The organism is Streptomyces sp. NPDC039430 (assembly GCF_055639435.1).
This window is the reverse complement of sequence record NZ_JBVKAK010000007.1, coordinates 417,733-441,065: the sequence shown is the minus strand read 5'-3', so window position 1 is coordinate 441,065 and position 23,333 is coordinate 417,733. Positions and strand designations below refer to the sequence as shown.

Here is a 23,333-nt window from a genome sequence, read left to right as displayed (position 1 = left end):
ACCACCATGTCCATCACCTCCGGCCTCCGCGGTCCCCATCTCACCCGGCGGCTGATCCAGCTGTACGGGGGACTGGCGGTGTACGGGGCCAGCTCGGCGCTGCTGGTACGCGGCGGCCTCGGGCTGGAGCCGTGGGGTGTGCTGCACCAAGGGCTCGCGGAGCTGACCGGGCTGACGATGGGCGTCGTCTCGATCATCGTCGGCGCCGTGGTGCTGCTGCTCTGGATACCGATCAGGCAGCGCCCCGGGCTCGGCACGGTCTCCAACGTCTTCGTGATCGGCGTGGCCATGGACGCGACGCTCGCCCTCGTCCCCGAAGTCCACGGCCTGGCCGTCCGTGTCCCGCTGCTGATCGCGGGCATCGTGCTCAACGGCGTGGCCACCGGCCTCTACATCGCGGCCCGGTTCGGCCCGGGACCGCGGGACGGCCTGATGACCGGGCTGCACCGGCTGACCGGCCGCTCGGTGCGGCTCGTCCGCACGGGGATCGAGGTGGCGGTGGTCGGCACCGGCTTCGTCCTCGGCGGGTCGGTGGGCATCGGGACGGTCGCCTACGCCCTGGCCATCGGACCGCTCGCCCAGCTGTTCCTGCGCGTCTTCGCCATCCCGGCGGCGGCCAACGGCAGCACGGTGGTCGCCACCGGGTCACCGGAACAGGCCATACTGCGGCGGTGACTCGCGTACCCCATCCCTATCTGGACCGGCCGGCCCCCATCCCGTTCGCCCATCGCGGCGGCACGGCGGACGGCCTGGAGAACACCGCCGCCGCGTTCCGCCGCGCCGCCGGGCTCGGATACCGCTACTTCGAGACCGATGTGCACACCACCGCGGACGGCCGGCTCGTCGCCTTCCACGACGCGACGCTGGACCGGGTGACCGACGCCCGCGGCCGGATCGCCGATCTGTCCTGGAAGGACGTGCGCCGGGCGCGCGTGGCGGGGACGGAGCCGCTGCCGCTCTTCGAGGAGCTGCTGGAGGAGTTCCCCGAGGCGCACTGGAACGTGGACATCAAGGCCGCCCCCGCCCAGCTCCCCCTGGTCGAGCTGATCCGCAGGACCGACAGCTGGGACCGGGTGTGCGTGGGCTCCTTCTCGGAGGCCCGGGTGGCCGGCGCGGCCCGGATCGCGGGCCCCCGGCTCGCCACCTCGTACGGGGTGCGGGGCGTCCTCGGCCTGCGGCTGCGCTCGTACGGCATCCCGGCCCCCGTCCGGCGGGGCGCCGTCTGCGCCCAGGTCCCCGAGACCCAGAACGGCGTCCGGGTGGTCGACGAGCGCTTCATACGGACGGCGCACGCGCTCGGCCTCCAGGTGCATGTCTGGACGGTCAACGAGCCGGATCGGATGGAGGCGCTCCTCGATCTCGGTGTGGATGGCATCATGACTGATCAACTGGAGACGCTGCGCGCGGTGTTGACCGCGCGGGGAGCCTGGCACTGACCGGGCGGGGTGTCCGCCGGGAAGGGCCGGGAACAGCGACGGGGAGAGCGAGGAAACACCGGTGACCGCTGACACCGTGGACCGTGCCGACGGGTCGGCCGACGGGGCGTCGGAGCGCAGGCGCGAGCAGCGCGGCTGGTACTTCTACGACTTCGCGTGCTCGGTCTACTCGACGAGCGTGCTCACCGTCTTCCTCGGCCCCTATCTGACCTCGGTGGCGAAGGCGGCGGCCGACGCGGACGGCTTCGTCCGTCCGCTGGGGATACCTATCCGCGCGGGCTCGGTGTTCGCGTACACGGTCTCCCTCTCCATCGTGGTGGCGGTGGTGGTGATGCCGCTGGTCGGCGCCGCCGCCGACCGTTCGGGACGCAAGAAGCCGCTGCTCGCGCTCTCCGCGTATCTCGGCGCGGGCGCCACGGCCGGCATGTTCTTCCTGGACGGTGACCGCTATCTGCTGGGCGCGCTGCTGCTGATTGTGGCGAACGCCTCACTGGCGGTCTCGATGGTGCTCTACAACGCGTATCTGCCGCAGATCGCCGGGCCCGAGGAGCGCGACGCCGTCTCCTCGCGCGGCTGGGCGTTCGGCTACACCTCGGGCGCGCTGGTGCTCGGCCTCAATCTCGTGCTCTACACCGGCCATGACTCGTTCGGCGTCTCGGAGTCGACGGCCGTACGGATCTGTCTGGCCTCGGCCGGTGTCTGGTGGGGCGCCTTCACGCTCATTCCGCTGCGCCGGCTGCGGGACCGCCGGGTGGTGCGGGACGGCGCGGGCGCGGTCGGTACCGGCTGGGGGCAGCTGATCGCGACGCTGCGGGACATGCGCCGCCATCCGCTGACGCTGTCCTTCCTGCTCGCCTATCTGCTCTACAACGACGGCATCCAGACGGTCATCTCGCAGGCATCGGTCTATGGCTCCGAGGAGCTGGGCCTGGACCAGACGACCCTGATCACCGCCGTGCTGCTGGTGCAGATACTCGCGGTGGCGGGCGCACTGGGCATGGGTCGAATGGCCAGGTCCTACGGGGCCAAGCGGACGATTCTCGGCTCACTCGCCGTCTGGACGCTCATCCTCGGAGCGGGGTATTTCCTGCCGTCCGGGGCGCCGGCCGCGTTCTACGCGCTGGCCGCGGCGATCGGTCTCGTCCTGGGCGGCAGCCAGGCGCTGTCCCGCTCGCTCTTCTCGCATCTGGTGCCGAGCGGCAAGGAGGCGGAGTACTTCTCCGCGTACGAGATGAGCGACCGCGGCCTGAGCTGGCTCGGCCCGCTGGTGTTCGGGCTCGCGTTCCAGCTGACCGGCAGTTACCGGGACGCGATCATCTCGCTGGTGATCTTCTTCGTGCTCGGTTTCGTGCTGCTGGCGAGGGTGCCGGTGCGACGGGCGATCGCCGCCGCGGGGAACCCCGTACCGGAACGGATTTAGACGTTGAAGTCAAAGGGCGGTAGTGTACGCGTTTGGCCTGCCAGGCGGACCGTTACTGCGTAGTCGAGAAACGAAAACGCTGGGTGACATCTCCCGTTAGATGTGACAAACCGGGCGCTGGTGGGTACGCAATCCTGGAATGACCAGCGGCACAGACGGGCGACGCATGACCCGGAACGGGAATCTTTACCGCCGACCGGACGTTGACCGGATGACGACGACAGCGACACCTGTCCTGTGGGCGACAAGCCCGGGAGGCACGATTCATGAGTGAGCGAGCTCTCCGCGGCACGCGACTCGTGGTTACCAGCTACGAGACGGACCGCGGCATCGATCTGGCCCCGCGCCAGGCGGTGGAGTACGCATGCCAGAACGGCCATCGATTTGAGATGCCGTTCTCGGTAGAGGCGGAAATTCCGCCGGAGTGGGAGTGCAAGGCGTGTGGCGCCCAGGCACTCCTGGTGGACGGGGATGGCCCCGAAGAGAAGAAGGGCAAGCCTGCGCGTACGCACTGGGACATGCTCATGGAGCGGCGCACCCGCGAGGAGCTGGAGGAGGTGCTGGCCGAGAGGCTGGCCGTCCTGCGCTCCGGCGCCATGAACATCGCCGTGCATCCGCGGGACAGCCGGAAGTCCGCCTGACCGCGTAACCACCGCATACGAATAGCGAACAGCACCAAAGCCGCGGGCCGCGTCACACTCCCTGTGTGACGCGGCCCGCGGCTTTGGCCTGCCCTCATGGGGTGAGCGGCGGGCGCGGGCCCTCGTCCCCGGGGTGGTGGGGGCCGCGCCCCTCGTCGTCGTGCTTGATGACCTCTCCCTGGACCACCTTGCCGTCCGGCTGGCGCATCCGGGCCTGCTGGAAGGCGTCGCCGAGGCTGCCGGGCACGGCCGCGGCGCTCATCCGCCGCTCCAACGACCGCTCCGCGTACCGGCCGAGTGCCTTCCGTACCGGCGGGATGAGCAGGAGCAGCCCCAGGACATCGGTGATCAGACCGGGCAGCATGATCAGCAGACCGCCGAGCATCAGGAAACCATTGCCCGTGCTGCCGCTGCCGGCCTCGGTCTCGGGCGGTTCGCCCGGCTGTCGCTGCTGCTGCCGTTGCAGGGTCTCGGTGAGATTGCGGAAGGCGCGGCGGCCGGCGCTCTTGATGACCACCGCGCCGAGTACGACCGCGCCCACGAGCAGCAGCAGGACGGTCAGTCCGCCGGCGACATCGGCCACCACGGTCAGCAGCCAGATCTCCAGCACGAGCCAGGCGGCGACGCCCAGCGGGATGAAAGTTCGGGCGCGTGAGCGCTTGGGAACGGTCCGGGGCGATTGCGCGGTCGTCATGCTTCCAGTGTGCCTGGGGACGCGTCCGGATGGCGTATGGGGGCGATCGGAATGATCAAGCGGATCCGGCGGATCCGGTTCCGGTGGATCCAGTCCCGGCGGGTCCGGTCCCGGCCGGTCCGCCGGAACCGGTGGGTCCAGTGGATCCGGTCCCGGTCGGCCGGGCTCCGGCGGATCCGGCGGGCTTCCGGCCGAGCAGCCGGTTCGTCCGGGACTCGACGCCCCAGGCCGTGACCCGCCACAGCGCCTCGACGAGGATGTCCTTGCTCATCTTGGAGTCGCCGAGTTCGCGTTCGACGAAGGTGATGGGCACCTCGACCACATGACAGCCGGCCTCGATGGCGCGGCGGGCCAGATCGACCTGGAAGCAGTAGCCCTGGGAGGAGACGGCGTCGAGTCCGAGCCGCTCCAGGGTCTCCCTGCGGAACGCCCGGTAGCCGCCGGTGACATCGCGGATCGGGACACCGAGCAGGACACGGGAGTAGGTGCTGCCGCCGCGGGAGATCAACTCACGGGTCCTGGGCCAGTTGACGACCCGTCCGCCCGGCACCCAGCGCGAGCCGAGCACCAGATCGGCGCCCTTGAGCGCGGTCAGCAGCCGGGGCAGTTCCTCGGGCTGGTGGGAGCCGTCGGCGTCCATCTCGACGAGGACGCCGTAGTCGTGCTCGATGCCCCAGCGGAAGCCCGCGAGATAGGCGGCGCCGAGTCCTTCCTTGCCCCTGCGGTGCAGGACCTTCACATGGCTGTCCTCGGCGGCCAGTTCATCGGCGATCTTGCCGGTGCCGTCGGGGCTGTTGTCGTCGGCGATGAGGATGTCGGCCTCCGGCACCGCGGCGCGCACGCGGGTGACGATGGTCCTGATGTTCTCGGCCTCGTTGAAGGTCGGGATGATCACCAAGGCTGTACCGAGCGGGCCGTACCGCCTCTGGCCACCGTCGTTCACTGCTGCCCCTTAATCGCCGTACGCAGGTGCCCCAGCTTAGCGAGCACGCCATGGCCGACGACCACCATGGTGACCCTGTGTCGGTGGGGATGGGCGGTGATGTCCGGAGATGGCGGACGGAACCGGAGATCTTGTTACGGAACATGTACCGGCGCGGGGAAACCGGAGGGAAAAGAGGAAGCGGAAGGAATCATCCGCTGCGGATCGGGACCCGGCGTCCTTCGGGCCGACCTGGGACCCGCTGGCTGCGGGTCGACCGAAAGCCGTTGTCTACTGAACGCCGGGCCCCATCCGGGGTCGCACCTGCCGACCGGCTGAAACCTTCCCTCGCCCCCGAGACGCGACTGCTGGACCTGGCTCCCAGTGGTGGTGTGCCGGTGCGGCACACCGCCCCATGACCCAGTGGCGTTCGACGACTGCGTGGAGGCTGCCGGACGGACGTCCTGTGGTGGACCCGGCCGAACCTACCCGCCGGTGGCTGCTTACTGTCAATAGTCGTTTGACCTGCGGTGTTGACCCAAATCACCAGGTCAGTGGGGAAGATCCGCAGGTCGCGGCAGAGGCCGGCGGGGATCGGGCGGCGGCACGAAATGTCCGTACGTCACTCGTTCGGTCGCAGGAAGACCGTTTGTCCGGAGACGACGGTCCGCAGACATTCGGGCAGCGGGCGGCCGGGCGTCAGATCGGGCAGACCCGGTGTCCCCGAGCGCGGATCGGTGGACCAGCGGGCCACCCGGTCGTCGGGGGCCTGGACCACCAACTCCTCCGTCCGCCATACGGCGTAGTCGGCGGGGGCGCCGGGCACGAGCGTACCCGCGTCGTCCCGTCCCATGGCCCGCCGGCCGCCCCGGGTGTGGGCGGTGAAGGCCGCCCGTACGGAGATCCGGTGTTCGGGGGTGTGGTGGAAGGCGGCGGCCCTGACGGTGCCCCAGGGGTCCAGCGGGGTGACGGGGCTGTCGGAGCCGAACGCCAGCGGTACGCCGGCGCGCAGCAGCGCGGCGTACGGGTTGAGGGTACGGGCGCGGTCGGCGCCGAGCCGCTGGGCGTACATACCGTCGGCGCCGCCCCAGAACGCGTCGAAGACGGGCTGCACGGAGGCGGTGAGGCCCAGTTCCGCGAAGGCCGCGATGGTCGCCGGCGTGAGCATCTCGGCGTGCTCGACGCGGTGTCTGGCCGCCCTGATACGGGCGAGGCCCACGCGCGCGGCGGCGGCGCGCACGCCATCGACGACGGCGCTGACCGCGGCGTCGCCGATGGCGTGGAAACCGGCCTGGAGCCCGGCCTCGGTGCAGATGGCGACATGGGCCGCGATCGCGGCGGCGTCGAGCTGGGCGGTACCGGTGTGGGCGGCGTCGGCGTAGGGCTCGCGCAGGGAGGCGGTGTGGGAGCCGAGGGAACCGTCGACGAAGAGATCACCCGCGGCCCCTGCCGCGCCCAGCTCCCGGACGCGGCGGGCGCCCTTCTCGTCGGTGATCCTTTCGGCCCAGTAGCCGTGGATCCGCGGCCCCGGCTCGTCCTCGGCCAGCCGCAGCAGTGCGGTGAAGTCCTCCTCGTCGGAGATCTGCGGGCCGCCGCACTCATGGAGCGAGCCGATACCGAGCGAGGCGGCGCGGGCGCGGGCCGCCCGCTGCGCCTCGGTGCGCTGGCGCGCGCTGATGGACCCGTGGGCGGCGGCGCGCACGGCGTGATGGGCGGCGGCCGTCAGCGGCGCGTCCGGGTGATAGCCGGTCAGCGAGGTGACGCCGGGGACCAGATCGAGCAGGGCGGTGGTCACGACCGCGGAGTGCACGTCGATCCGGGTGAGATAGAGCGGCCGGCCGCCGGCCGCGTCGTCGAGCTCGGCACGGGACGGGGGGCGCTGCTCGGGCCAGCGGGCGGAGTCCCAGCCGTGGCCGAGCAGGATCCGGTCGCCGGGGTGGGCGGCGCGGTGGTCCCGTACGAGGTCGAGCGCCTCCGGCAGGGTCCGGGCGCCGGACAGGTCGAGGCCGGTGAGGGCGAGACCGGTGGCGGTGGTGTGTACGTGGGCGTCCGTGAACGCGGGGGTGACGAGTGCGCCTTCGAGGTCGATGACCTCGTCGACGCCGGAGGCGAAGGAATCCGCGGCGCCTTCGGAGCCCACCCAGGCGATATGGCCGCGTTCCACGACCATGGCGGTGGCGAAGGGGTCGGCGGGGCTGTGGACTTCGCCGCGGCGCAGGAGGGTGGTGCGATGGGCCGGGGCGGTGCGGATGTCCGGGGCGGTGCCGGGGTCCGGGGCGGTGCGGTTGGTCATGTGGACAGTGTCGCGCGGCGCGGCCCCGGCCGGGAGCGCGGGTGGGGACGCGGCGTTCCTGGTGCCGTCTTTCCGGTGGCGAGTGAGCCGAAGGGGCGCGCCGACGTCGTAAGGGAGAGCGCGCGGAGGTTCGTGAGGAACGAGCGAATCGAGCACGGTCGACCGTCGACGTTGGCGCGAAGCGCCCCGGAGGCGAACCGAGCCCTCAAAAAATTACAGACTGGGCGGACGGGACTCGTAGGGGGTGGAGAGGACCACCGTCGTGCGCGTGGAGACTCCGGCCAGGCTGCGGATGCGGGTGAGCAGGTGTTCCAGGGCCAGCGGGGTCGCCACCCGGACCTTGAGGATGTAGTTCTCGTCGCCCGCCACGCTGTGGCACGCCTCGATCTCGGGGATCTCGGCGAGCCGGTCCGCGATGTCGTCGGGGGCGCTGGGGTCGAAGGGTTTGACCGAGATGAACGCGGTGAGGGGGAGGCCGACCTGCTCCGGGTCGACCACCGCGGCGTAGCCGCGGATGACGCCCCGCTGCTCCAGTCGGCGTACGCGCTGATGCACCGCCGAGGTGGACAGGCCGGTGGCCTTGCCCAGGTCGGTGTAGCTCATCCGGCCGTCCTTGACAAGCAATTCCACGATCTGACGATCCAGCTCCTCCATGCGGATCAACCTATTGCCCCGGGCCGCTTCCAGCACAGTCGGGAGTGAGCCGAAGAGGCGCGCGAGGGGCCGTGTGACGAAGACCACAGGTCTCTGGGCGGGTCGGTCGAGACCTTACGGTTACCTGCCTCGCGCGACGGGAATTGCTTGCTGTGGTCGAGACCACGAGAGCCTGGTCGGCCCACCCGAGGGGGAATGTCTCCATGCAGAGCCTGAAGCGCGCCGGACGTATCGAACCGGAGCCCGTTGAACTCGTCGACGCCGACGAACTCGACTTCTACGACACCTTCGAGATGTACCGGGTCGTCTGCCCGGACTGTGCGCAGCCAATCGCGTTGCTGGCGGACGAGGATGTCCTGCCGGAGCACGCGCTGTGCCCTTCCCCGTGGAATCCGTTCGTGCTCTCGGTGTGTGCCGGTACGGGCCGTTCGGCGTCGGAGGCTCCGGCCGCCGACGCGTCGTCCGAGGCTCAGGAGCAGGACACCGCGCTGCTGCTGACGCTGCCGCAGGGGCTCGACTGGCGGACGCAGCCGTTCTCGCATGTCGGCGGACCCGGCTCGCGTCCGTTCAAGGTGCCGGCCCTCCAGCGGCACGCGGCGTAGGCCCTGTCTTCGGGAAGTCCCGCCTGCGCGGCGACGCCCGGCGCGCACGCTGACCGCCCGTCAGCGTGCGCGCGGGGTGTTCAGCGGGTTTCCGGGCCGGCCAGGTGGCGGGCGATGACCATGCGCTGGATCTGGTTGGTGCCCTCGACGATCTGGAGCACCTTCGCCTCACGCATATAACGCTCCGCCGGGAAGTCCGCGGTGTAGCCGTAGCCGCCGAGCACCTGTACGGCGTCGATGGTGACCTGCATCGCGGCGTCCGTGCAGAACAGCTTGGCCATGGCGGCCTGTTGGGAGAACGGGTGGCCCGCGTCGCGCAGCCGGGCGGCGGCGAGATAGAGCGCGCGGCCGGCCTCGATCCTGGTGGCCATGTCGGCGAGCAGGAAGCGCAGTCCCTGGAAGTCCGCGATGGGCCTGCCGAACTGCCGCCGCCCCGTGGCGTATGCGACGGCTTCGTCCAGGGCCGCCTGGGCGAGTCCGATGGCGCAGGCGGCGATGCCGAGGCGGCCCGAGTCGAGGGCGGAGAGTGCGATGGCGAAGCCCTGGCCCTCGTCGCCGACACGGCGGTCGTCGGCCACCCGTACGCCGTCGAAGTGGAGTTGGGCGGTGGGCGAGCCCTTCATGCCCATCTTCTTCTCGGGCTCCGCCGCGTTCAGTCCCGCGGCATCGCCGGGGACGAGGAAGGCCGTGATGCCCCGGGCGCCCTCCTGGCCGGTGCGCGCGAGCACGGTGTAGAAGTCGGCGATGCCGCCGTGGGTGATCCAGGACTTGGTGCCGGTGATGACCCAGTCGTCGCCGTCCCGCACGGCCTTGGTGCGGAGCGAGGCCGCGTCCGAACCGGAGGCGGGCTCGGAGAGGCAGTAGGCGCCGAGGAGACCGCCGCCCAGCATGGCGGGCAGGTACTCGTTCTGCTGGGCCTTCGTTCCGTAGCCGGCGAGGGCGTGGCAGGCGAGGGAGTGGACGCTGACGCCGAGGCCGACGGTGAGCCGCGCGGCGGCGAGTTCTTCGAGTACCTGGAGGTAGACCTCGTACGGCTGGTCCCCGCCGCCGTGGGCGGAGTCATAGGGGAGGCCGAGCAGTCCGGACGCGGAGAGGAGGGTGAAGACGTCGCGGGGGAAATGCCCGGCGTCCTCCTCCTCGGCTGCCTTGGGAGCGATCTCCCGCTGGGAGATGTCGCGTACGAGGGCGACGAGATCCTGGGACTCCTCGGTGGGCAGCCGGCGTTCCACCGGTCGCGGGGCGCGGTCGGGCATGCGGCGCTCTCCTCCCTGTCGGGCGCTGCGGCGGCGCGCACGCGGGGTGTGGCGGCGCCGCCGGCTGGGGTCCGGGGGTGCCCCCGGACGGCAGTGTTGCCCAGCCGATGCTGCACCCCCGGATCACGGAAGCGGCTGATCAGCGACTGTGGCGCGTTGGAGTATGCCCGATCGGGCGCCCCTTCGTCACGGGCGGGAAGTGGCCACTGGCCAGTCCCAACTTGGTCCGAACCATTGACCCCAGTGGTCTAGTCCTTCTAACGTCCACCCCAACGCGTTTCGCGTTCATGCCAAGTCAGCCCCATGGCTTCGCTGCCCCCCACTCGCTCTTCCTCCCCCACGAGGAGATCCCGTGCTCAGACTCCACCGTCCCCGCGCCCGGTTCCGTGCGCTGATCGCCGCCGCGTGTACCGCCGTCCTCGGCGTGACCCTGCTCTCCGGAGCGGGCAGCGCGTCCGCCGGTGAGGCCGCCCCCGCCACGGCCGCCGCGGCGGGCAGCAAGGTGGTCGGCTACTTCACCAACTGGGGCGTCTACGACCGGAACTACCACGTCAAGAACATCGCGACCTCCGGCTCCGCCGCCAAACTCACGCATATCAACTACGCGTTCGGCAATGTCACCGGCGGCAAGTGCGTGATCGGCGACTCGTACGCCGACTACGAGAAGGCGTACACCGCCGATCAGTCCGTCGACGGCGTCGCCGACACCTGGGACCAGCCGCTGCGCGGCAACTTCAACCAGTTGCGCAAGCTCAAGGCGCAGCACCCCGGTCTCAAGGTGATCTGGTCCTTCGGCGGCTGGTCCTGGTCCGGTGGCTTCACCGAAGCGGCGAAGAACCCGGCCGCGTTCGCGCAGTCCTGCCGCGCGCTGGTCGAGGACCCGCGCTGGGCCGATGTCTTCGACGGGATCGACATCGACTGGGAGTACCCCAACGCCTGCGGTCTGACCTGTGACTCCAGCGGTCGTGACGCGTTCAGGAACCTGGCCTCCGCGCTGCGCGGCGAGTTCGGTTCCGATCTGGTGACGGCGGCCATCACCGCCGACGGCTCGGACGGCGGGAAGATCGACGCCGCCGACTACGCGGGGGCGGCGCAGTACCTCGACTGGTACAACCCGATGACGTACGACTTCTTCGGCGCGTTCGCGGCGCAGGGCCCCACGGCCCCGCACTCACCGCTCACGTCCTACCCGGGCATCCCGACCGAGGGCTTCAACTCCGACGCGGCCATCACCAAGCTCAAGGCGCTCGGTGTCCCGTCCGAGAAGCTGCTGCTGGGCATCGGCTTCTACGGGCGCGGCTGGACCGGCGTCACGCAGAAGGAGCCGGGTGGCACCGCGACGGGCGCGGCGCCGGGGAAGTACGAGGCGGGCATCGAGGACTACAAGATCCTGAAGACGTCCTGCCCGGCCAACGGCACGGTCGGGGGCACCGCGTACGCCTTCTGCGGCAACCAGTGGTGGAGCTACGACACCCCCGCGACCATCGCCGGGAAGATGGCGTACAAGAACCAGCAGGGGCTGGGCGGCACCTTCTTCTGGGAGCTGAGCGGCGACACCACCGACGGTGAACTGATCAAGTCGATCAACTAGAGCCTGCGCGACACGCTCGCGCGACCGGCCCGTCGGGGGCGGGGAGAGCCTCGGAGGCCCCCGCCCCCGGCGACTTCATGCCCGCGGGCTCTCTGCCGCGTCGACGCCGGTGACGGGGCGCCAGTCGAGGTCCTGCGGCGGCGCGGGGCACTCCGGGGAGAACTCCTCGATCGTGTTCAGCGTGTGGCGCAGCATCCGTACGAGCAGATCGCGCGGGATCTCCCTGGGCAGGTCCTGCTGGTACTCCAGCCATTCGAGCGTGAGCCACTCGACGCTGCTGAGCCAGCCGAGCAGGGCGAGCCGGGCGATCGGCGGGATGTCGGAGCGGCCGTACGCGCCCTGGGCGACCGTGGAGACCAGTCCCGTCCGTACGACGTCACGGATCGCCTGGACCTGGGTGTCGAAGCCGACGCCGCCCGTGATGATGGTGCGGTACGCCGCCTCGTTGTACTGGGCGAAGCGCAGATACGCCTCCACCGTGCGCTGTACGCGCTGGGTACGCGGGAGTTCGGCGCCGCCCGAGGCGAGCGAGACGAGTTCGGCGACCGAGTCCTCGACGACGGCGAGGTAGTAGCCGCGTTTGTTCTTGAAGTAGTAGTAGATCAGCCCCTTGGCGACCCCGGCGTGCTGCGCGATGTCGTCCATCGACAGCGCGTCGTACGAGGTGTCGGCGAACAACTTCCGGCCGGTCGCGATGAGTTCGGAGCGCCGGGCCTGGGAGCGTTCGGAGCTGCCGCGCTGTTCACTGCGATTCACATTCGCGTCCTGGGGTCCGGCTGCCACGGGGTGTGCGCACGATCGCCCGCAGTATCGCAGAGCGTCTCCGGACCGCCACGAGCGGCCGGAGGGGATCGTTCCTCCGGCCGCCGGGGACGGCGACGCGTCAGAGCAGGCCCACCGACCGCAGGGCCCGGCGCTGGGCCGCGTCCGGCGCGGCGGGCCAGTAGACGTAGCAGACGCCGCCCGTACCCGAGGTCACCTTGCCCGAGGCGTTGTACCGCTTGGTCCTGAGCCAGATGTTCTCCCATTCCACGCGCCGGTAGACGCGGCGTACGGCGGGGTTGTCCGGCGAGGCGGGATCGTTGGCGATCACATCGCCTCCGGCCGTGAATCCGATCACGGTCATCAGATGGCCCGCGGTGCCGTAACCCGCCCCCGTCAGCTCCTCCTTGAGGAAGGACTGCGAGGTGATCACGGGGATACCTGCGCGGATGAGGGTCTCCACGTCGGTGAGGGAGCCCAGCCGGGTCACGGCCGCGCTCATGTCCCGGTAGGTGGTGGCGTACGCGGCGTTGAAGGGCCAGTTGCCACACCCCTCGTACTGGTAGTCGTAGGTGAACCGGGCCGCGTGGCAGACCTGGGGATCGGCGAAGTCCGGATTCACCCAGGCGAGATCCTCGGCGGTGGGCCGGCGCCCCCAGTACTCGATGATCATCTGCGAGGAGGTGGGACTGCACCAGGCCTCGCCGCCGTTGTCGTACTCGGGGTACTGCCCGGTGTGGATGTTCTGCGAGTAGCGCGGCACGATCAGCTCCCGGGCCAGGCCGGGCTCGGACGCGGGGACGGTGAACCGGTCCGGGACGTCGGAGGCCATCGCGCCCGCCCGGTGCACGACCGGCGTGAGCGTGGTGCCGGGCCTGCGGTAGAGGGTGAGCCGCAGCCGGTACGAGACGAGGCGCAGCCCGCTCGCCGGATCGTCCACCGAGAAGGTGTCGGTCCAGATGCTGCTGCGCCCGTCGGTCTGGCCGTCGAGGGACGTGCGCCGGATGTCGCCCTCGCCGTCGCCCGAGGTCCAGCGGCCCATCACGTACCAGGGCGTCGCGGTGCCGTCGGCGTACTGGCCGCGCAGTTCGATCTGGAGCCAGGTGCCGGCCGGGGTCCTGGCGTTCCAGGAGGCGATCACCTCGGTGGCGGGGACCGTGGAGCGGTGCACGGGTGAGGTCCAGGTCCCGTACTCCCAGCTGGTGGTCGTACCGGTGTGCGGATCGGCGTAGTCGGTACGGCCCGCGGGGGCCCCGATCACCAGCGAGGGCCGGGCGCCGGACACCGCGCGGGTGCCCTTCGCGGTACCGGCGCGCCAGTCGGCGTACGAGGTCCAGAAGGCGTTGTCCACGAGAGGTTTCGCCCCGGTGGGAGCCGTTGAGGTCGTGGGGGGTGAGGCGGGGGCCGGGTCCCGGGTCGGGGCGGAAGCGGCGGCGGCCGGGACCGCGCCCGCCGCCCCGGTGCCCGCGACGGCCGCGAGCGCGGCGGCCAGCACGGTTCTGCGTGAGGTGGGGCTGGTCATGAGAACCTCCGGTCGAAGGCGGAGAGAGCGGTGAGAACGTTCGGAACGCTGGGAACGCTGGGAACGCCGGGGATACGGGAGAGCGCGGAGAGATGACGGCGGTTCGACAGTCGTCCACTATCGCGCTTCGCGGTGGGCCTCTGCCAGCGGTTCGGACCGCGTCGGCCCACCAATATTGGTCTTCACCAGTGACGTGACCTGCGGCGGCGACCGCCCCGGGGCGCGTGGGGCGCGGCCTCGTAGGGTGGGACGGATGAACGACCTGACCGAACAGGCCACGGCCCTGCGCGCGCTGCCGCCCTCCTGCGGTCCCGTCCGGCTGATCGCGGTCGACGGGCACGCGGGCTCCGGCAAGAGCACGTTCGCGACGCGGCTGTCGGCGGCGCTGGACGGGGCGCCCGTACTGCGGCTCGACGACCTGGCGACCCACGAGCGGTTCTTCGGGTGGGGGGAACGGCTGAGGTCGCAGGTCATCGAACCGCTCTCGCGCGGCGCGAGCGCGCGCTACGCGCCGTACGACTGGACGCTGCGGCGGTTCACCGCGCCGCGTCCGCTGCCGCCCGCCCCCGTGGTGATCATCGAGGGCGTGGGCGCCGGGCGGCGGGCGCTGCGGCCGAGCCTCGCCCGGCTCTTCTGGATGGACCGGGACGCGGAGGGGTCCTGGGAGCGGGGCCGGCGGCGCGACGGGCCCGCGCTGTCCGCTTTCTGGGACGCGTGGACGACGGCGGAGACACGCCATTTCTCGGCCGACCCCTCGCGGCCGTTCGCCGATGCCCTGGTAACCGAGCGACAGACGGGGTACGTGATACGCACGGGGCCCGTGACGACCGCGAGGGCGGACCAGACCATCACACAGCGTGATCAGCTTCCGCCTCCATACTGAGCAGTCGGAAATAGGCCCCGGGAGAGTGCCCAACTCGGCTTGACCGAGGGGCCGGACAGGTCTTACGTTCTTAATGTGCGGCTTTTCGGAGCCGCCGCAGACGCGAAGCCCCCGGTTGTTCCCCCGTGATCGGGGGCTTCGTTCTGCCCTTCGCACCTGTTCGTCGCCCCGTCACCCGTGCCGTACGCCTCCCGCGCTCACCCTGGGTCACTGCTCCGCCCACGCTGCGGTGCCCTTAGTCGCACACCCTCTGCGCAGGTACGATGCCTCTCGGTGCGGTCAATTCCCGTCCGCGACAAGGTGGTTCGGCACGCTGCCGGCGGGCGCCCGCCCGGCGGGACATTCCGGGGGCACGGTTTGTGGGGGACCTGATGGATATCGGCGCGCAGGGCACGCAGGCCCCGGCCGACCTCGCCTGGGTGCGCGGTGTGGACGCCTACACGATGGGGGCCTATCCCCAGGCGGAGGAGGAGTTCAGGACCGCCGTACGGCTCGATCCCGCAATGGCCGACGGCTGGCTCGGGCTGCACGCGCTGCGCGTCGACACCACCACCGCCCTGCTGCGGATGTACCGCCACCGCGACCGCTTCGGCGAGCAGCGCTCCCGCCACCGCCGCACCCTCAATTCCTGGTACTGGCTCGGCTGGTGGGTGCAGCCGGTGCTGGAGAGCGGGCGCGATCTGCTGCTCGCCCATGCCTCGCACTGGCTGGACGGCCGCCATGTGCCGGAGCTGGACCGGGCCCTCGCGGGTCTGCCGCCGGTGGACGCCGATCCGCAGGTGCGCTTCCTGCACGCCTGCCGCGCCTATCTGGTCAAGGACTGGGACCAGTTGGTGCGGCACACCGAACCGCTCGTGCATGACCCACTGCTGGGGATCGAGGCCGGGCTCTTCGGCGGGATGGCGCGGGTGCGGCTGGAGATGTACGGGCAGGCGGAGCCGCTGCTGTCCACCGCGCTGATGCGCTGCCGCAGCGAACAGCCCCAGCGCAAGGAGCTGCGGTACTGGCTGGCCCGCGCCCATGAGGGCACCGGACGCAGCGCCGCCGCGCTGCCGCTCTACCGGGCCGTGCACCGGCTCGATCCGGCGTTCATGGACACCGCGGCCCGGCTCGCCGCGATCACCGATTCCGACGGGTACGAAGGGCCGGACGACCCGGTGGGGATCGCCTCGGTCGCCCGGACGGGGCTCGGCCAGGACGCGGTGGACACGGCGGAGTCCGGGGGCGAGCCTGAGGGCTCGGCCGGCTCGGACGTACGGATCGGCAACGAGGTCCAGCCCCAGCTGGGCGGTGCCACCCCGCCCCCGGCACGCGAAGGCGTACGGGAGAAGGCCCCGCCGCCCGCGCCACCCGCTCCGCCGCGCTTCCCGGACGGCCCGACCGATCCCGCGCTGCTCGCCGAGGCTCTCGCGGAACTGGAGCGGATGGTCGGTCTGGAGCCGGTGAAACGGCAGGTCAAGGCGGCGACGGCGCAGCTGCACATGGCGCGGCTGCGGGCCGGCCAGGGGCTGCCCGTCCAGCCGCCGAAACGTCACTTTGTCTTCTCGGGCCCCTCCGGCACCGGCAAGACCACCGTCGCCCGGATTCTCGGGCGGATCTTCTACGCCCTGGGGCTGCTCGGCGGGGACCATCTGGTCGAGGCCCAGCGGGCCGACATGGTGGGCGAGTTCCTGGGCCAGACCGCCGTCAAGGCGAATGAGCTGATCGACTCGGCGATCGGCGGGGTGCTCTTCGTCGACGAGGCGTACAGCCTCTCCAACTCGGGTTACACCAAGGGCGACGCGTACGGCGACGAGGCCCTCCAGGTGCTGCTGAAGCGCGCCGAGGACAACCGCGACCATCTCGTGGTCATCCTGGCCGGCTATCCGGAGGGCATGGACCGGCTGCTCGCCACCAATCCTGGCCTCTCCTCACGCTTCACCAGCCGGGTCGACTTCCCCAGCTACCGGCCGCTGGAACTGACCGCCATCGGCGGTGTGCTGGCCGCGGAGAACGGCGACGTCTGGGACGAGGAGTCGGCGGACGAGCTGCGCTCGATCAGCGGCCATGTCGTGGACCAGGGATGGATCGACGAGCTGGGCAACGGCCGCTTCGTGCGGACGCTGTACGAGAAGAGCTGCGCGTACCGCGATCTGCGGCTGTCCGGCTACAGCGGGACGCCGACCCGCGACGACCTGGCGACGCTGCGGCTGCCCGATCTGATGCAGGCGTACGGCGAGGTGCTCTCGGGCCGCGGCCCGGCGAACCGCGGCCCCCAGGACATACCGCCTGTCTAGGGGCTCGGTCCGCCGGACAGCGGGACTTCCCGAACGCGCTCCGGGCCGCTCCGTCAGCGTGCCAGGACCTGATCGGACTGGTCCGTGCGCTGCTCACCCACCAGGGCCGCCTTCGGCGCCGCCGCCCGGTGGGACGGGTCGCGTACCTCACCGACCAGCATTTCCAGGACGTCCTCCAGGGCCACCAGACCGAGCACCCGGCCGGAGGCGTCCGCGACCTGCGCCAGATGCGAGGCCGCGCGGCGCATCACGGTGAGCGCGTCGTCCAGCGGGAGTTCCGCCCGCAGCGTCGCCATCGGCCGCCAGATGTGCTGCGGCACGGCGCGTTCGCCGGCTTCCAGATCGAGGACGTCCTTGACATGCAGATAGCCCATGAAGGCCCCGCCGCCCTCCGCGCAGACCGGATAGCGGGAGTAGCCGGTGCGTACCGTCAGCTCCTCGATCTCGCGCGGGGTGACCGCGGGGGTCACCGTCACCAGGGAGGCGCGGGTCAGGAGCACGTCCGTGACCGGGCGGCTGCCCAGCTCCAGGGCGTCCTCCAGCCGTTCCTGCGCCTCCGGTTCGAGCAGTCCCGCCTGGCCCGAGTCCTCGACGAGCCGGTTGAGCTGCTCGCTGGTGAAGACCGCCTCCACCTCGTCCTTGGGCTCGACGTGGAAGGCCCGCAGCACCAGCCGGGCGCAGGCGCCGAGACCGGCCGTCACCGGCCGGCACAGCCGGGCGAAGCCGACCAGGCCGGGGCTGAACCAGAGCGCGGTCTTCTCGGGCGCCGCCATGGCGAGGTTCTTCGGGACCATCTCGCCGATGACCAGATGCAGCGAGACGACCAGCGCGAGGGCTATGACATAGCCCAGCGGATGGATCAGTCCCTCGGGCATATGGACGGCGTGGAAGACGGGCTCCAGCAGACGCGCCACCGTGGGCTCGGCGACCGCGCCGAGCGTCAGGGAGCAGACGGTGATGCCGAACTGCGCGGCCGCCATCATCTGCGGCAGGTTCTCCAGGCCGTGCAGCACCTGTCTGGCCCGCGCGGAGCCGCGTGCGGCGTGCGGTTCGATCTGGCTGCGGCGTACGGAGACGAGGGCGAACTCGGCGCCGACGAAGAAGCCGTTGGCCAGGACGAGCAGCAGGGCGAAGACGAGTTGCAGGGCGCTCATCGGGGGCCCTCCGCCATCGCCGGGACACAGGCCCGCTGGTCGGCCGGGGTGCCCGCCGGAAGCTCGGCGGTCCGTACCAGCCGGACCCGCTCGGCCCGGTAGCGGTCCACCTGGCGTACGGAGAGCCGCCAGCCGGGCAGTTCCGCCCGGTCGCCGGGGGCCGGGATACGGCCCAGCAGATCGGCGACGAGTCCGGCGAGGGTCTCGTACGGCCCCTCGGGTACGTCGAGTCCGATCCGCCGGAGGGTGAGGACCCGGGCGCTGCCGTCGGCGTCCCAGGCGGGGCGGCCGTCCTCGGCCGCGACGGGGGCCAGTTCCGGCCGTCCGTCGCCCTCGGCGTCGTGCTCGTCGCGTACCTCGCCGACCAGCTCCTCGATGATGTCCTCCAGGGTGACGACGCCGGCCGTACCGCCGTACTCGTCGACCACGATGGCTATCGGCTGCTCGCTGCGCAGCCGTCCGAGGAGCTGCTGCACGGGCAGGGTCTCCGGGACCAGCAGGGCCGGTACGGCGATCCGGCCGGCCGGGGTGCGCAGGCGCCGCTCCACCGGCACCGCGAGCGCGTCTTTGAGATGCACCATGCCCACGATCTCGTCGATGCGCTCCCGGTAGACGGGGAAGCGGGACAGACCGGTGGCGCGGGTGAGGTTGAGGACGTCCGCGGCGGTCGCGTCGGCCTGGAGGGCGCTCACCTTCACCCGGGGGGTCATCACATGCTGCGCGGTGAGCCGGCCGAGTGAGAGGGTCCGTACGAACAGATCGGCGGTGTCCTGTTCGAGGGTGCCCGCGCGGGCGGAGTGGCGGGCCAGGGAGACCAGTTCGCCGGGGGTGCGGGCCGAGGCGAGTTCCTCGGTGGGTTCCACGCCCAGGAGCCGGACGAGCCGGTTGGCGACGGTGTTGAGCAGGCTGATCACCGGCCGGAAGACGGTGGCGAAGAGATGCTGGGGCCCCGCCACGAACCGCGCGACCTGGAGCGGCCGGGAGACCGCCCAGTTCTTCGGGACGAGTTCGCCGATCACCATCTGGACGGCCGAGGCCAGGAGCATGCCGATCACCACCGCGACCCCGGAGACGGCCCCTTCGGGCAGTCCGGTCGCGGAGAGCGGGGCGTCCAGCAGCTGGGCGAGCGCGGGCTCGGCGAGCATGCCGACGACCAGCGAGGTGATGGTGATGCCCAGCTGGGTGCCGGAGAGCTGGAAGGACAGTTCCCGCAGGGACCTGACGACCGTACGGGCGCGGCGGTCACCCGCGGCGGCGGCGCGTTCGGCGTCGGGACGGTCCACGGTGACGAGGCCGAACTCGGCGGCCACGAAGAATCCGTTGGCGAGGATCAGAAGGAATGCCGCGGCGAGCAGCAGAAGGGGGATGGTCATGCCGCCGCCTCTTCGAAGGGGGCGGCGCAGGTACTACCGGACGATCCGTCCATTGCTGGAGGGAGTCACTCCTCGGGTCGCAGGTGCTCCGCGGGCCGGACTCGGCCGTGGGATGCGGAGCGGGGCGCACTCGGCGCCTCCGGCACCAGAGTAATCAAGACAGCGGCGATGAGGGCAGTGCTGTAGGGCCGTGGATGGGGCGCCGCGGGGTCAGCCGTGGCCGGCCGCGGTGGAGTGGGAGTCGGCGAGCGCACGCAGGGCGCGGGCGTCACGGATGGCGTGTGCCCTGGCGATTCCCGGCTGGATGGCCAGAACGGGCAGGCTGCTGCCGTCGCTGAGGTCGAGGAAGACCCAGGGGTCGCCGGGCCGCAGATTGACGCGCAGGATCTCGGCCCACTCCAGTCGGCGGCGGCGCGTGATATTGACGACAGTCACTCCCGTGTCGTCGGCCACGACCTTGGGGCGGCTGAGCAGCACCAGCACGCCGAGGAACAGCAGAGCCGTGAAGATGAAGCTCATCCGCTCCCCCGCGCTCAGCTGATCGAGTACCAGACCGATGGCCGTGATGACGGCGAACATGACCACGCCGACGGTCAGCAGCACGGCCCGGGTACGGGTCGGCCGGAAGGTGACCGGAAGGGCGGGCGGACCGGACTGGCCGGGCGGACCCGGCACACCGGACGAACCGGGCTGACCTGACGGATCTGGCTGGGGCGCGGGGGCGGACATACGTTCTCTGACTTCCGGGAGTGGGTGCGGTGGCCGGGTGACCGGCGCGGGCTCAGAGGCGGCAGGCGTGGATGGCCGTGGTGAGGATGGCGCGGGCGCCCAGCTCGTACAGATCGTCCATGATCCGCTGTGCCTCCTTGGCCGGAACCATCGCGCGGACGGCGACCCAGCCCTCGTTGTGCAGCGGGGAGATGGTCGGCGACTCCAGGCCCGGGGTGAGCGCGACGGCGCGCTCCAGGTGTTCGGCGCGGCAGTCGTAGTCCATCATCACGTACGTACGGGCCACGAGGACGCCCTGGAGCCTGCGCAGGAACTGCCGCACCTTGGGCTCCTCGCCGTCGGCGCCGCTGCGGCGGATGACGACCGCCTCCGAGGTCATGATCGGCTCGCCGATCACTTCCAGGCCCGCGTTGCGCAGCGAGGTGCCGGTCTCCACCACATCGGCGATGACCTGGGCGACACCCAGCTCGATGGCGGTCTCGACCGCGCCGTCCAGGTGGACGACCGAGGCGTCGACACCGCTGTCCGCGAGGTGCTTGGCGACGATGCCCTCGTACGAGGTGGCGACGGTCATGCCGCCGAAGTCCGCGACGCCGCCCGCGGTGCCGGGCTTGGTGGCGTAGCGGAAGGTGGAGCGCGCGAAGCCGAGCGGAAGGATCTCTTCCGCGTTGGCTCCGGAGTCCAGCAGCAGATCACGGCCGGTGATGCCGATGTCCAGCCGTCCCGAACTCACATAGATCGCGATGTCGCGCGGGCGGAGGTAGAAGAACTCCACCTCGTTGTCCGGGTCGACCAGGACGAGTTCCTTGGACTCCTTGCGCTGCTGGTAGCCGGCCTCATGGAGCATCGCCGACGCAGGTCCTGAGAGTGAACCCTTGTTGGGAACGGCGATGCGCAGCATGAGGTCGGATTCCTTTGTGCGAAGGGGCTGTTGTACAGAACGGGCGATACAGGACGAAACGGGACGCGTGTGCTCGGAGACGGGCGTATCAGAGATGGGCGTACACGTCGTCGAGGGAGATTCCGCGCGCGACCATCATCACCTGGACGTGGTAGAGGAGCTGGGAGATCTCCTCGGCGGCGGCTTCCTTGCCCTCGTACTCGGCGGCCATCCATACTTCGGCCGCCTCTTCGACGACCTTCTTGCCGATGGCATGGACGCCCTTGCCGACCAGCTCGGCGGTGCGGGAGGTGGCGGGGTCGCCCTCGGCGGCCTTCTGCTGGAGCTCGGTGAAGAGCTCCTCGAACGTCTTCTTGGACATGGTGAGGGTCACTTTACGCGGCCGGACGCGGCCCCCTGGCGCCAGGGTTCGGCGATGGTCCGCAGGGTGGTCGCGGTGGCGACGGCGGCGGTGACCGCCTCGTGCCCCTTGTCCTCGTGCGAGCCGTCGAGCCCGGCCCGGTCGAGCGCCTGCTCCTCGGTGTCGCAGGTCAGCACGCCGAAGCCGACCGGCACACCCGTGTCGACGGAGACCTGCGTGAGGCCCTGCGTCACGCCCTGGCACACATACTCGAAGTGCGGGGTGCCGCCCCTGATGACGACGCCGAGGGCGACGACCGCGTCATAGCCGCGGCCCGCCAGCACCTTCGCGACGACCGGAAGCTCGAAGCTGCCCGGTACGCGGACCAGGGTCGGCTCGTCGATGCCGAGGTCCCGCAGGGCCCGCAGGGCGCCGTCGACGAGGCCGTCCATGACCTGTTCGTGCCACTGCGCCGCGATCACGGCGACCCGGAGGTCTCCGCAGTTCTTCACACTCAGTTCGGGTGCGCCCTTGCCGCTCACGTCTCTCCTCGAAGCTGTTCGCTGCTGGTTCTCTGGCTGTTGTGCGGGGTGGTCACTGGTTGTCGCAGGTGGACGCGGTGGACGCGTCCAGCCACGGCAGGTCGTGTCCCATCCGGTCGCGCTTGGTGCGCAGATAGCGGAGGTTGTGCTCCCCCGCCTGGACGGGCATCGGCTCGCGTCCGGTGACCCGCAGCCCGTGCCGGACGAGCGCCGTCGTCTTGTCGGGGTTGTTGGTCATCAGCCGCAGCCCGCGGACCCCGAGGTCGTCGAGGATCCGCGCGCCCGCCGCGTAGTCGCGGGCGTCGGCGGGCAGGCCGAGTTCGAGGTTGGCGTCCAGCGTGTCGTGGCCGCGCTCCTGGAGCTCGTACGCGCGCAGCTTGGACAGCAGCCCGATGCCCCGGCCCTCGTGGCCGCGGAGATAGACGACGACTCCGCGGCCCTCCTTGGTGATCCGCTCCATGGACGCCTGGAGCTGGGGGCCGCAGTCGCAGCGCAGCGAGCCGAAGATGTCGCCGGTGAGGCATTCGGAGTGGACCCGTACGAGCAGGTCCTCGCCGTCGCCGATGTCGCCGTGGACGAGCGCGACATGCTCGACGCCGTCGATCGTGGAGCGGTAGCCGTACGCGGTGAACTCGCCGTAGGCGGTGGGCAGGCGTACCTCCGCCTCGCGGCGGACCGTGGGCTCCGACGTACGGCGGTAGGCGATCAGGTCCTCGATGGAGATGATCGTCAGGCCGTGCTTGCGGGCGAACGGGATCAGCTCGGGCAGCCGCAGCATCACCCCGTCCTCGCCCGCGATCTCCACGATCGCGCCGGCGGGACGCAGCCCGGCGAGGCGCGCCAGATCGACGGCGGCCTCGGTGTGGCCGTTGCGTACGAGCACGCCGCCGGTCTTGGCGCGCAGCGGGAAGACATGGCCGGGCCTGACGAAGTCGGCGGGCTGCGCGTCGCCCGCGGCGAGCAGCCGGAGCGTGGTGGCCCGGTCGGCGGCGGAGATACCGGTGGTGACGCCATGGGCGGCCGACGCGTCGACGGAGACGGTGAAGGCCGTACGCATCGACTCGGTGTTGTGGCCGACCATCTGCGGGAGTTCGAGCCGGTCCAGCTCCGCGCCCTCCATGGGGGCGCAGATCAGTCCGCGGCACTCGCTCATCATGAAGGCGATGATCTCGGGGGTGGCCATCTCGGCCGCGATGACGAGATCGCCCTCGTTCTCGCGGTCCTCGTCGTCGACCACCACGACCGGGCGGCCGGCGGCGATCTCCCGTATGGCCTGCTCCACGGGGTCGAGCGAGAGGTCCTCGACATTGTCGGTGGAGTACCAGGTGGGCTGGGTCGGCAGTGC

22 protein-coding genes are annotated in these 23,333 nt (G+C 71.0%); 8 read left to right on the top strand and 14 right to left on the bottom strand.

Features of this window, described 5'->3' with window-relative positions; genetic code table 11:
• The first annotated feature begins 6 nt into the window (after positions 1-6).
• The 4 genes from yczE to ACZ7LS_RS20720 all read left to right on the top strand — a co-directional run bounded on the left by yczE (position 7) and on the right by ACZ7LS_RS20720 (position 3,497).
• Entirely contained in the window at positions 7-675 is a 669-nt protein-coding gene (gene yczE / locus ACZ7LS_RS20735; protein ID WP_382529982.1) for a membrane protein YczE, read from the top strand.
• Positions 672-1,436, top strand: a complete 765-nt coding sequence (locus tag ACZ7LS_RS20730) for a glycerophosphodiester phosphodiesterase family protein (protein ID WP_382529984.1) — start codon at positions 672-674, stop codon at positions 1,434-1,436. The genes yczE and ACZ7LS_RS20730 overlap by 4 nt, the downstream gene beginning before the upstream one ends.
• 61 nt (positions 1,437-1,497) lie before the next feature.
• A complete protein-coding gene (locus ACZ7LS_RS20725; protein WP_385136683.1) occupies positions 1,498-2,856 on the top strand; it encodes an MFS transporter in 1,359 nt (452 codons plus the stop codon).
• A 266-nt stretch (positions 2,857-3,122) separates the two neighbouring features.
• Positions 3,123-3,497 carry an RNA polymerase-binding protein RbpA gene (locus ACZ7LS_RS20720; protein ID WP_003959706.1) on the top strand — a complete coding sequence of 125 codons (375 nt, stop codon included), beginning with the start codon at positions 3,123-3,125 and terminating at the stop codon, positions 3,495-3,497.
• Positions 3,498-3,591: 94 nt separating this feature from the next.
• Here the strand turns inward: ACZ7LS_RS20720 and fxsA are convergent, their stop codons facing one another.
• From fxsA to ACZ7LS_RS20700, 4 genes are all read right to left on the bottom strand, one after another.
• Positions 3,592-4,191 carry an FxsA family membrane protein gene (gene fxsA, locus ACZ7LS_RS20715; RefSeq protein ID WP_382527590.1) on the bottom strand — a complete coding sequence of 200 codons (600 nt, stop codon included), beginning with the start codon at positions 4,189-4,191 and terminating at the stop codon, positions 3,592-3,594.
• A 55-nt stretch (positions 4,192-4,246) separates the two neighbouring features.
• A complete protein-coding gene (locus ACZ7LS_RS20710) occupies positions 4,247-5,134 on the bottom strand; it encodes a polyprenol monophosphomannose synthase (protein WP_385134906.1) in 888 nt (295 codons plus the stop codon).
• 601 nt (positions 5,135-5,735) lie between these two features.
• Entirely contained in the window at positions 5,736-7,406 is a 1,671-nt protein-coding gene (locus tag ACZ7LS_RS20705) for an amidohydrolase (protein WP_385134908.1), read from the bottom strand.
• Positions 7,407-7,619: 213 nt separating this feature from the next.
• Positions 7,620-8,060, bottom strand: coding sequence for an Lrp/AsnC family transcriptional regulator (locus tag ACZ7LS_RS20700; protein WP_382527581.1), 441 nt, complete (start codon positions 8,058-8,060; stop codon positions 7,620-7,622).
• 203 nt (positions 8,061-8,263) lie between these two features.
• Between ACZ7LS_RS20700 and ACZ7LS_RS20695 the strand changes: the two genes are divergently transcribed.
• Entirely contained in the window at positions 8,264-8,662 is a 399-nt protein-coding gene (locus ACZ7LS_RS20695; RefSeq protein WP_382527578.1) for a hypothetical protein, read from the top strand.
• An 80-nt stretch (positions 8,663-8,742) separates the two neighbouring features.
• On the opposite strand, the gene ACZ7LS_RS20690 is transcribed toward ACZ7LS_RS20695, so the two are convergent.
• Positions 8,743-9,915 (bottom strand): acyl-CoA dehydrogenase family protein, encoded by a 1,173-nt coding sequence (locus ACZ7LS_RS20690; RefSeq protein WP_382527576.1) that lies wholly within the window; start codon positions 9,913-9,915, stop codon positions 8,743-8,745.
• A 352-nt stretch (positions 9,916-10,267) separates the two neighbouring features.
• Here ACZ7LS_RS20690 and ACZ7LS_RS20685 point away from each other — a divergent pair, with 352 nt between their 5' ends.
• Positions 10,268-11,506, top strand: a complete 1,239-nt coding sequence (locus tag ACZ7LS_RS20685; RefSeq protein ID WP_385134911.1) for a glycoside hydrolase family 18 protein — start codon at positions 10,268-10,270, stop codon at positions 11,504-11,506.
• 75 nt (positions 11,507-11,581) lie between these two features.
• Here the strand turns inward: ACZ7LS_RS20685 and ACZ7LS_RS20680 are convergent, their stop codons facing one another.
• Together ACZ7LS_RS20680 and ACZ7LS_RS20675 are read right to left on the bottom strand one after the other, a co-directional pair.
• Complete coding sequence (locus tag ACZ7LS_RS20680) at positions 11,582-12,262, bottom strand: TetR/AcrR family transcriptional regulator (RefSeq protein ID WP_382674095.1); 681 nt, start codon at positions 12,260-12,262, stop codon at positions 11,582-11,584.
• A 127-nt stretch (positions 12,263-12,389) separates the two neighbouring features.
• Positions 12,390-13,790 carry a peptidase C39 family protein gene (locus ACZ7LS_RS20675; RefSeq protein ID WP_382527568.1) on the bottom strand — a complete coding sequence of 467 codons (1,401 nt, stop codon included), beginning with the start codon at positions 13,788-13,790 and terminating at the stop codon, positions 12,390-12,392.
• Between the two features lie 253 nt (positions 13,791-14,043).
• Here ACZ7LS_RS20675 and ACZ7LS_RS20670 point away from each other — a divergent pair, with 253 nt between their 5' ends.
• Positions 14,044-14,673: a uridine kinase family protein gene (locus ACZ7LS_RS20670; protein ID WP_382876414.1), complete on the top strand. Its 630-nt coding sequence runs from the start codon at positions 14,044-14,046 to the stop codon at positions 14,671-14,673.
• A 371-nt stretch (positions 14,674-15,044) separates the two neighbouring features.
• Complete coding sequence (locus tag ACZ7LS_RS20665; protein ID WP_382527563.1) at positions 15,045-16,949, top strand: AAA family ATPase; 1,905 nt, start codon at positions 15,045-15,047, stop codon at positions 16,947-16,949.
• 53 nt (positions 16,950-17,002) lie between these two features.
• On the opposite strand, the gene ACZ7LS_RS20660 is transcribed toward ACZ7LS_RS20665, so the two are convergent.
• The 7 genes from ACZ7LS_RS20660 to ACZ7LS_RS20630 form a co-directional block, all read right to left on the bottom strand.
• Positions 17,003-18,103, bottom strand: coding sequence for a hemolysin family protein (locus tag ACZ7LS_RS20660; RefSeq protein WP_382876412.1), 1,101 nt, complete (start codon positions 18,101-18,103; stop codon positions 17,003-17,005).
• Positions 18,100-19,476, bottom strand: coding sequence for a hemolysin family protein (locus ACZ7LS_RS20655; RefSeq protein WP_382527558.1), 1,377 nt, complete (start codon positions 19,474-19,476; stop codon positions 18,100-18,102). The genes ACZ7LS_RS20660 and ACZ7LS_RS20655 overlap by 4 nt, the downstream gene beginning before the upstream one ends.
• 210 nt (positions 19,477-19,686) lie before the next feature.
• Entirely contained in the window at positions 19,687-20,205 is a 519-nt protein-coding gene (locus ACZ7LS_RS20650; RefSeq protein ID WP_382527555.1) for a PH domain-containing protein, read from the bottom strand.
• A 52-nt stretch (positions 20,206-20,257) separates the two neighbouring features.
• Positions 20,258-21,106 carry an ATP phosphoribosyltransferase gene (hisG, locus tag ACZ7LS_RS20645; RefSeq protein ID WP_382527552.1) on the bottom strand — a complete coding sequence of 283 codons (849 nt, stop codon included), beginning with the start codon at positions 21,104-21,106 and terminating at the stop codon, positions 20,258-20,260.
• A gap of 88 nt (positions 21,107-21,194) precedes the next feature.
• A complete protein-coding gene (locus tag ACZ7LS_RS20640) occupies positions 21,195-21,467 on the bottom strand; it encodes a phosphoribosyl-ATP diphosphatase (protein ID WP_030355539.1) in 273 nt (90 codons plus the stop codon).
• Between the two features lie 8 nt (positions 21,468-21,475).
• Positions 21,476-21,988, bottom strand: a complete 513-nt coding sequence (gene ribH, locus ACZ7LS_RS20635) for a 6,7-dimethyl-8-ribityllumazine synthase (RefSeq protein WP_382527549.1) — start codon at positions 21,986-21,988, stop codon at positions 21,476-21,478.
• 52 nt (positions 21,989-22,040) lie between these two features.
• The gene (locus tag ACZ7LS_RS20630; RefSeq protein WP_382527599.1) at positions 22,041-23,330 is read right to left on the bottom strand and encodes a bifunctional 3,4-dihydroxy-2-butanone-4-phosphate synthase/GTP cyclohydrolase II; all 1,290 of its coding nucleotides are present in this window, start codon (positions 23,328-23,330) and stop codon (positions 22,041-22,043) included.
• Positions 23,331-23,333: the final 3 nt, after the last annotated feature.

Excerpts from the sequence above, each read along its gene's own strand:
- ACZ7LS_RS20695 (WP_382527578.1), top strand. The coding sequence starts at position 8,264 with ATGCAGAGCCTGAAGCGCGCCGGACGTATCGAACCGGAGCCCGTTGAA.
- ACZ7LS_RS20640 (WP_030355539.1), bottom strand. The coding sequence starts at position 21,467 with ATGTCCAAGAAGACGTTCGAGGAGCTCTTCACCGAGCTCCAGCAGAAG.
- ACZ7LS_RS20690 (WP_382527576.1), bottom strand. The coding sequence starts at position 9,915 with ATGCCCGACCGCGCCCCGCGACCGGTGGAACGCCGGCTGCCCACCGAG.
- ACZ7LS_RS20650 (WP_382527555.1), bottom strand. The coding sequence starts at position 20,205 with ATGTCCGCCCCCGCGCCCCAGCCAGATCCGTCAGGTCAGCCCGGTTCG.
- ACZ7LS_RS20700 (WP_382527581.1), bottom strand. The coding sequence starts at position 8,060 with ATGGAGGAGCTGGATCGTCAGATCGTGGAATTGCTTGTCAAGGACGGC.
- ACZ7LS_RS20660 (WP_382876412.1), bottom strand. The coding sequence starts at position 18,103 with ATGAGCGCCCTGCAACTCGTCTTCGCCCTGCTGCTCGTCCTGGCCAAC.
- ACZ7LS_RS20665 (WP_382527563.1), top strand. The coding sequence starts at position 15,045 with ATGGATATCGGCGCGCAGGGCACGCAGGCCCCGGCCGACCTCGCCTGG.
- ACZ7LS_RS20705 (WP_385134908.1), bottom strand. The coding sequence starts at position 7,406 with ATGACCAACCGCACCGCCCCGGACCCCGGCACCGCCCCGGACATCCGC.
- ACZ7LS_RS20720 (WP_003959706.1), top strand. The coding sequence starts at position 3,123 with ATGAGTGAGCGAGCTCTCCGCGGCACGCGACTCGTGGTTACCAGCTAC.
- yczE (WP_382529982.1), top strand. The coding sequence starts at position 7 with ATGTCCATCACCTCCGGCCTCCGCGGTCCCCATCTCACCCGGCGGCTG.
- ACZ7LS_RS20670 (WP_382876414.1), top strand. The coding sequence starts at position 14,044 with ATGAACGACCTGACCGAACAGGCCACGGCCCTGCGCGCGCTGCCGCCC.
- ACZ7LS_RS20675 (WP_382527568.1), bottom strand. The coding sequence starts at position 13,790 with ATGACCAGCCCCACCTCACGCAGAACCGTGCTGGCCGCCGCGCTCGCG.
- hisG (WP_382527552.1), bottom strand. The coding sequence starts at position 21,106 with ATGCTGCGCATCGCCGTTCCCAACAAGGGTTCACTCTCAGGACCTGCG.
- fxsA (WP_382527590.1), bottom strand. The coding sequence starts at position 4,191 with ATGACGACCGCGCAATCGCCCCGGACCGTTCCCAAGCGCTCACGCGCC.
- ACZ7LS_RS20655 (WP_382527558.1), bottom strand. The coding sequence starts at position 19,476 with ATGACCATCCCCCTTCTGCTGCTCGCCGCGGCATTCCTTCTGATCCTC.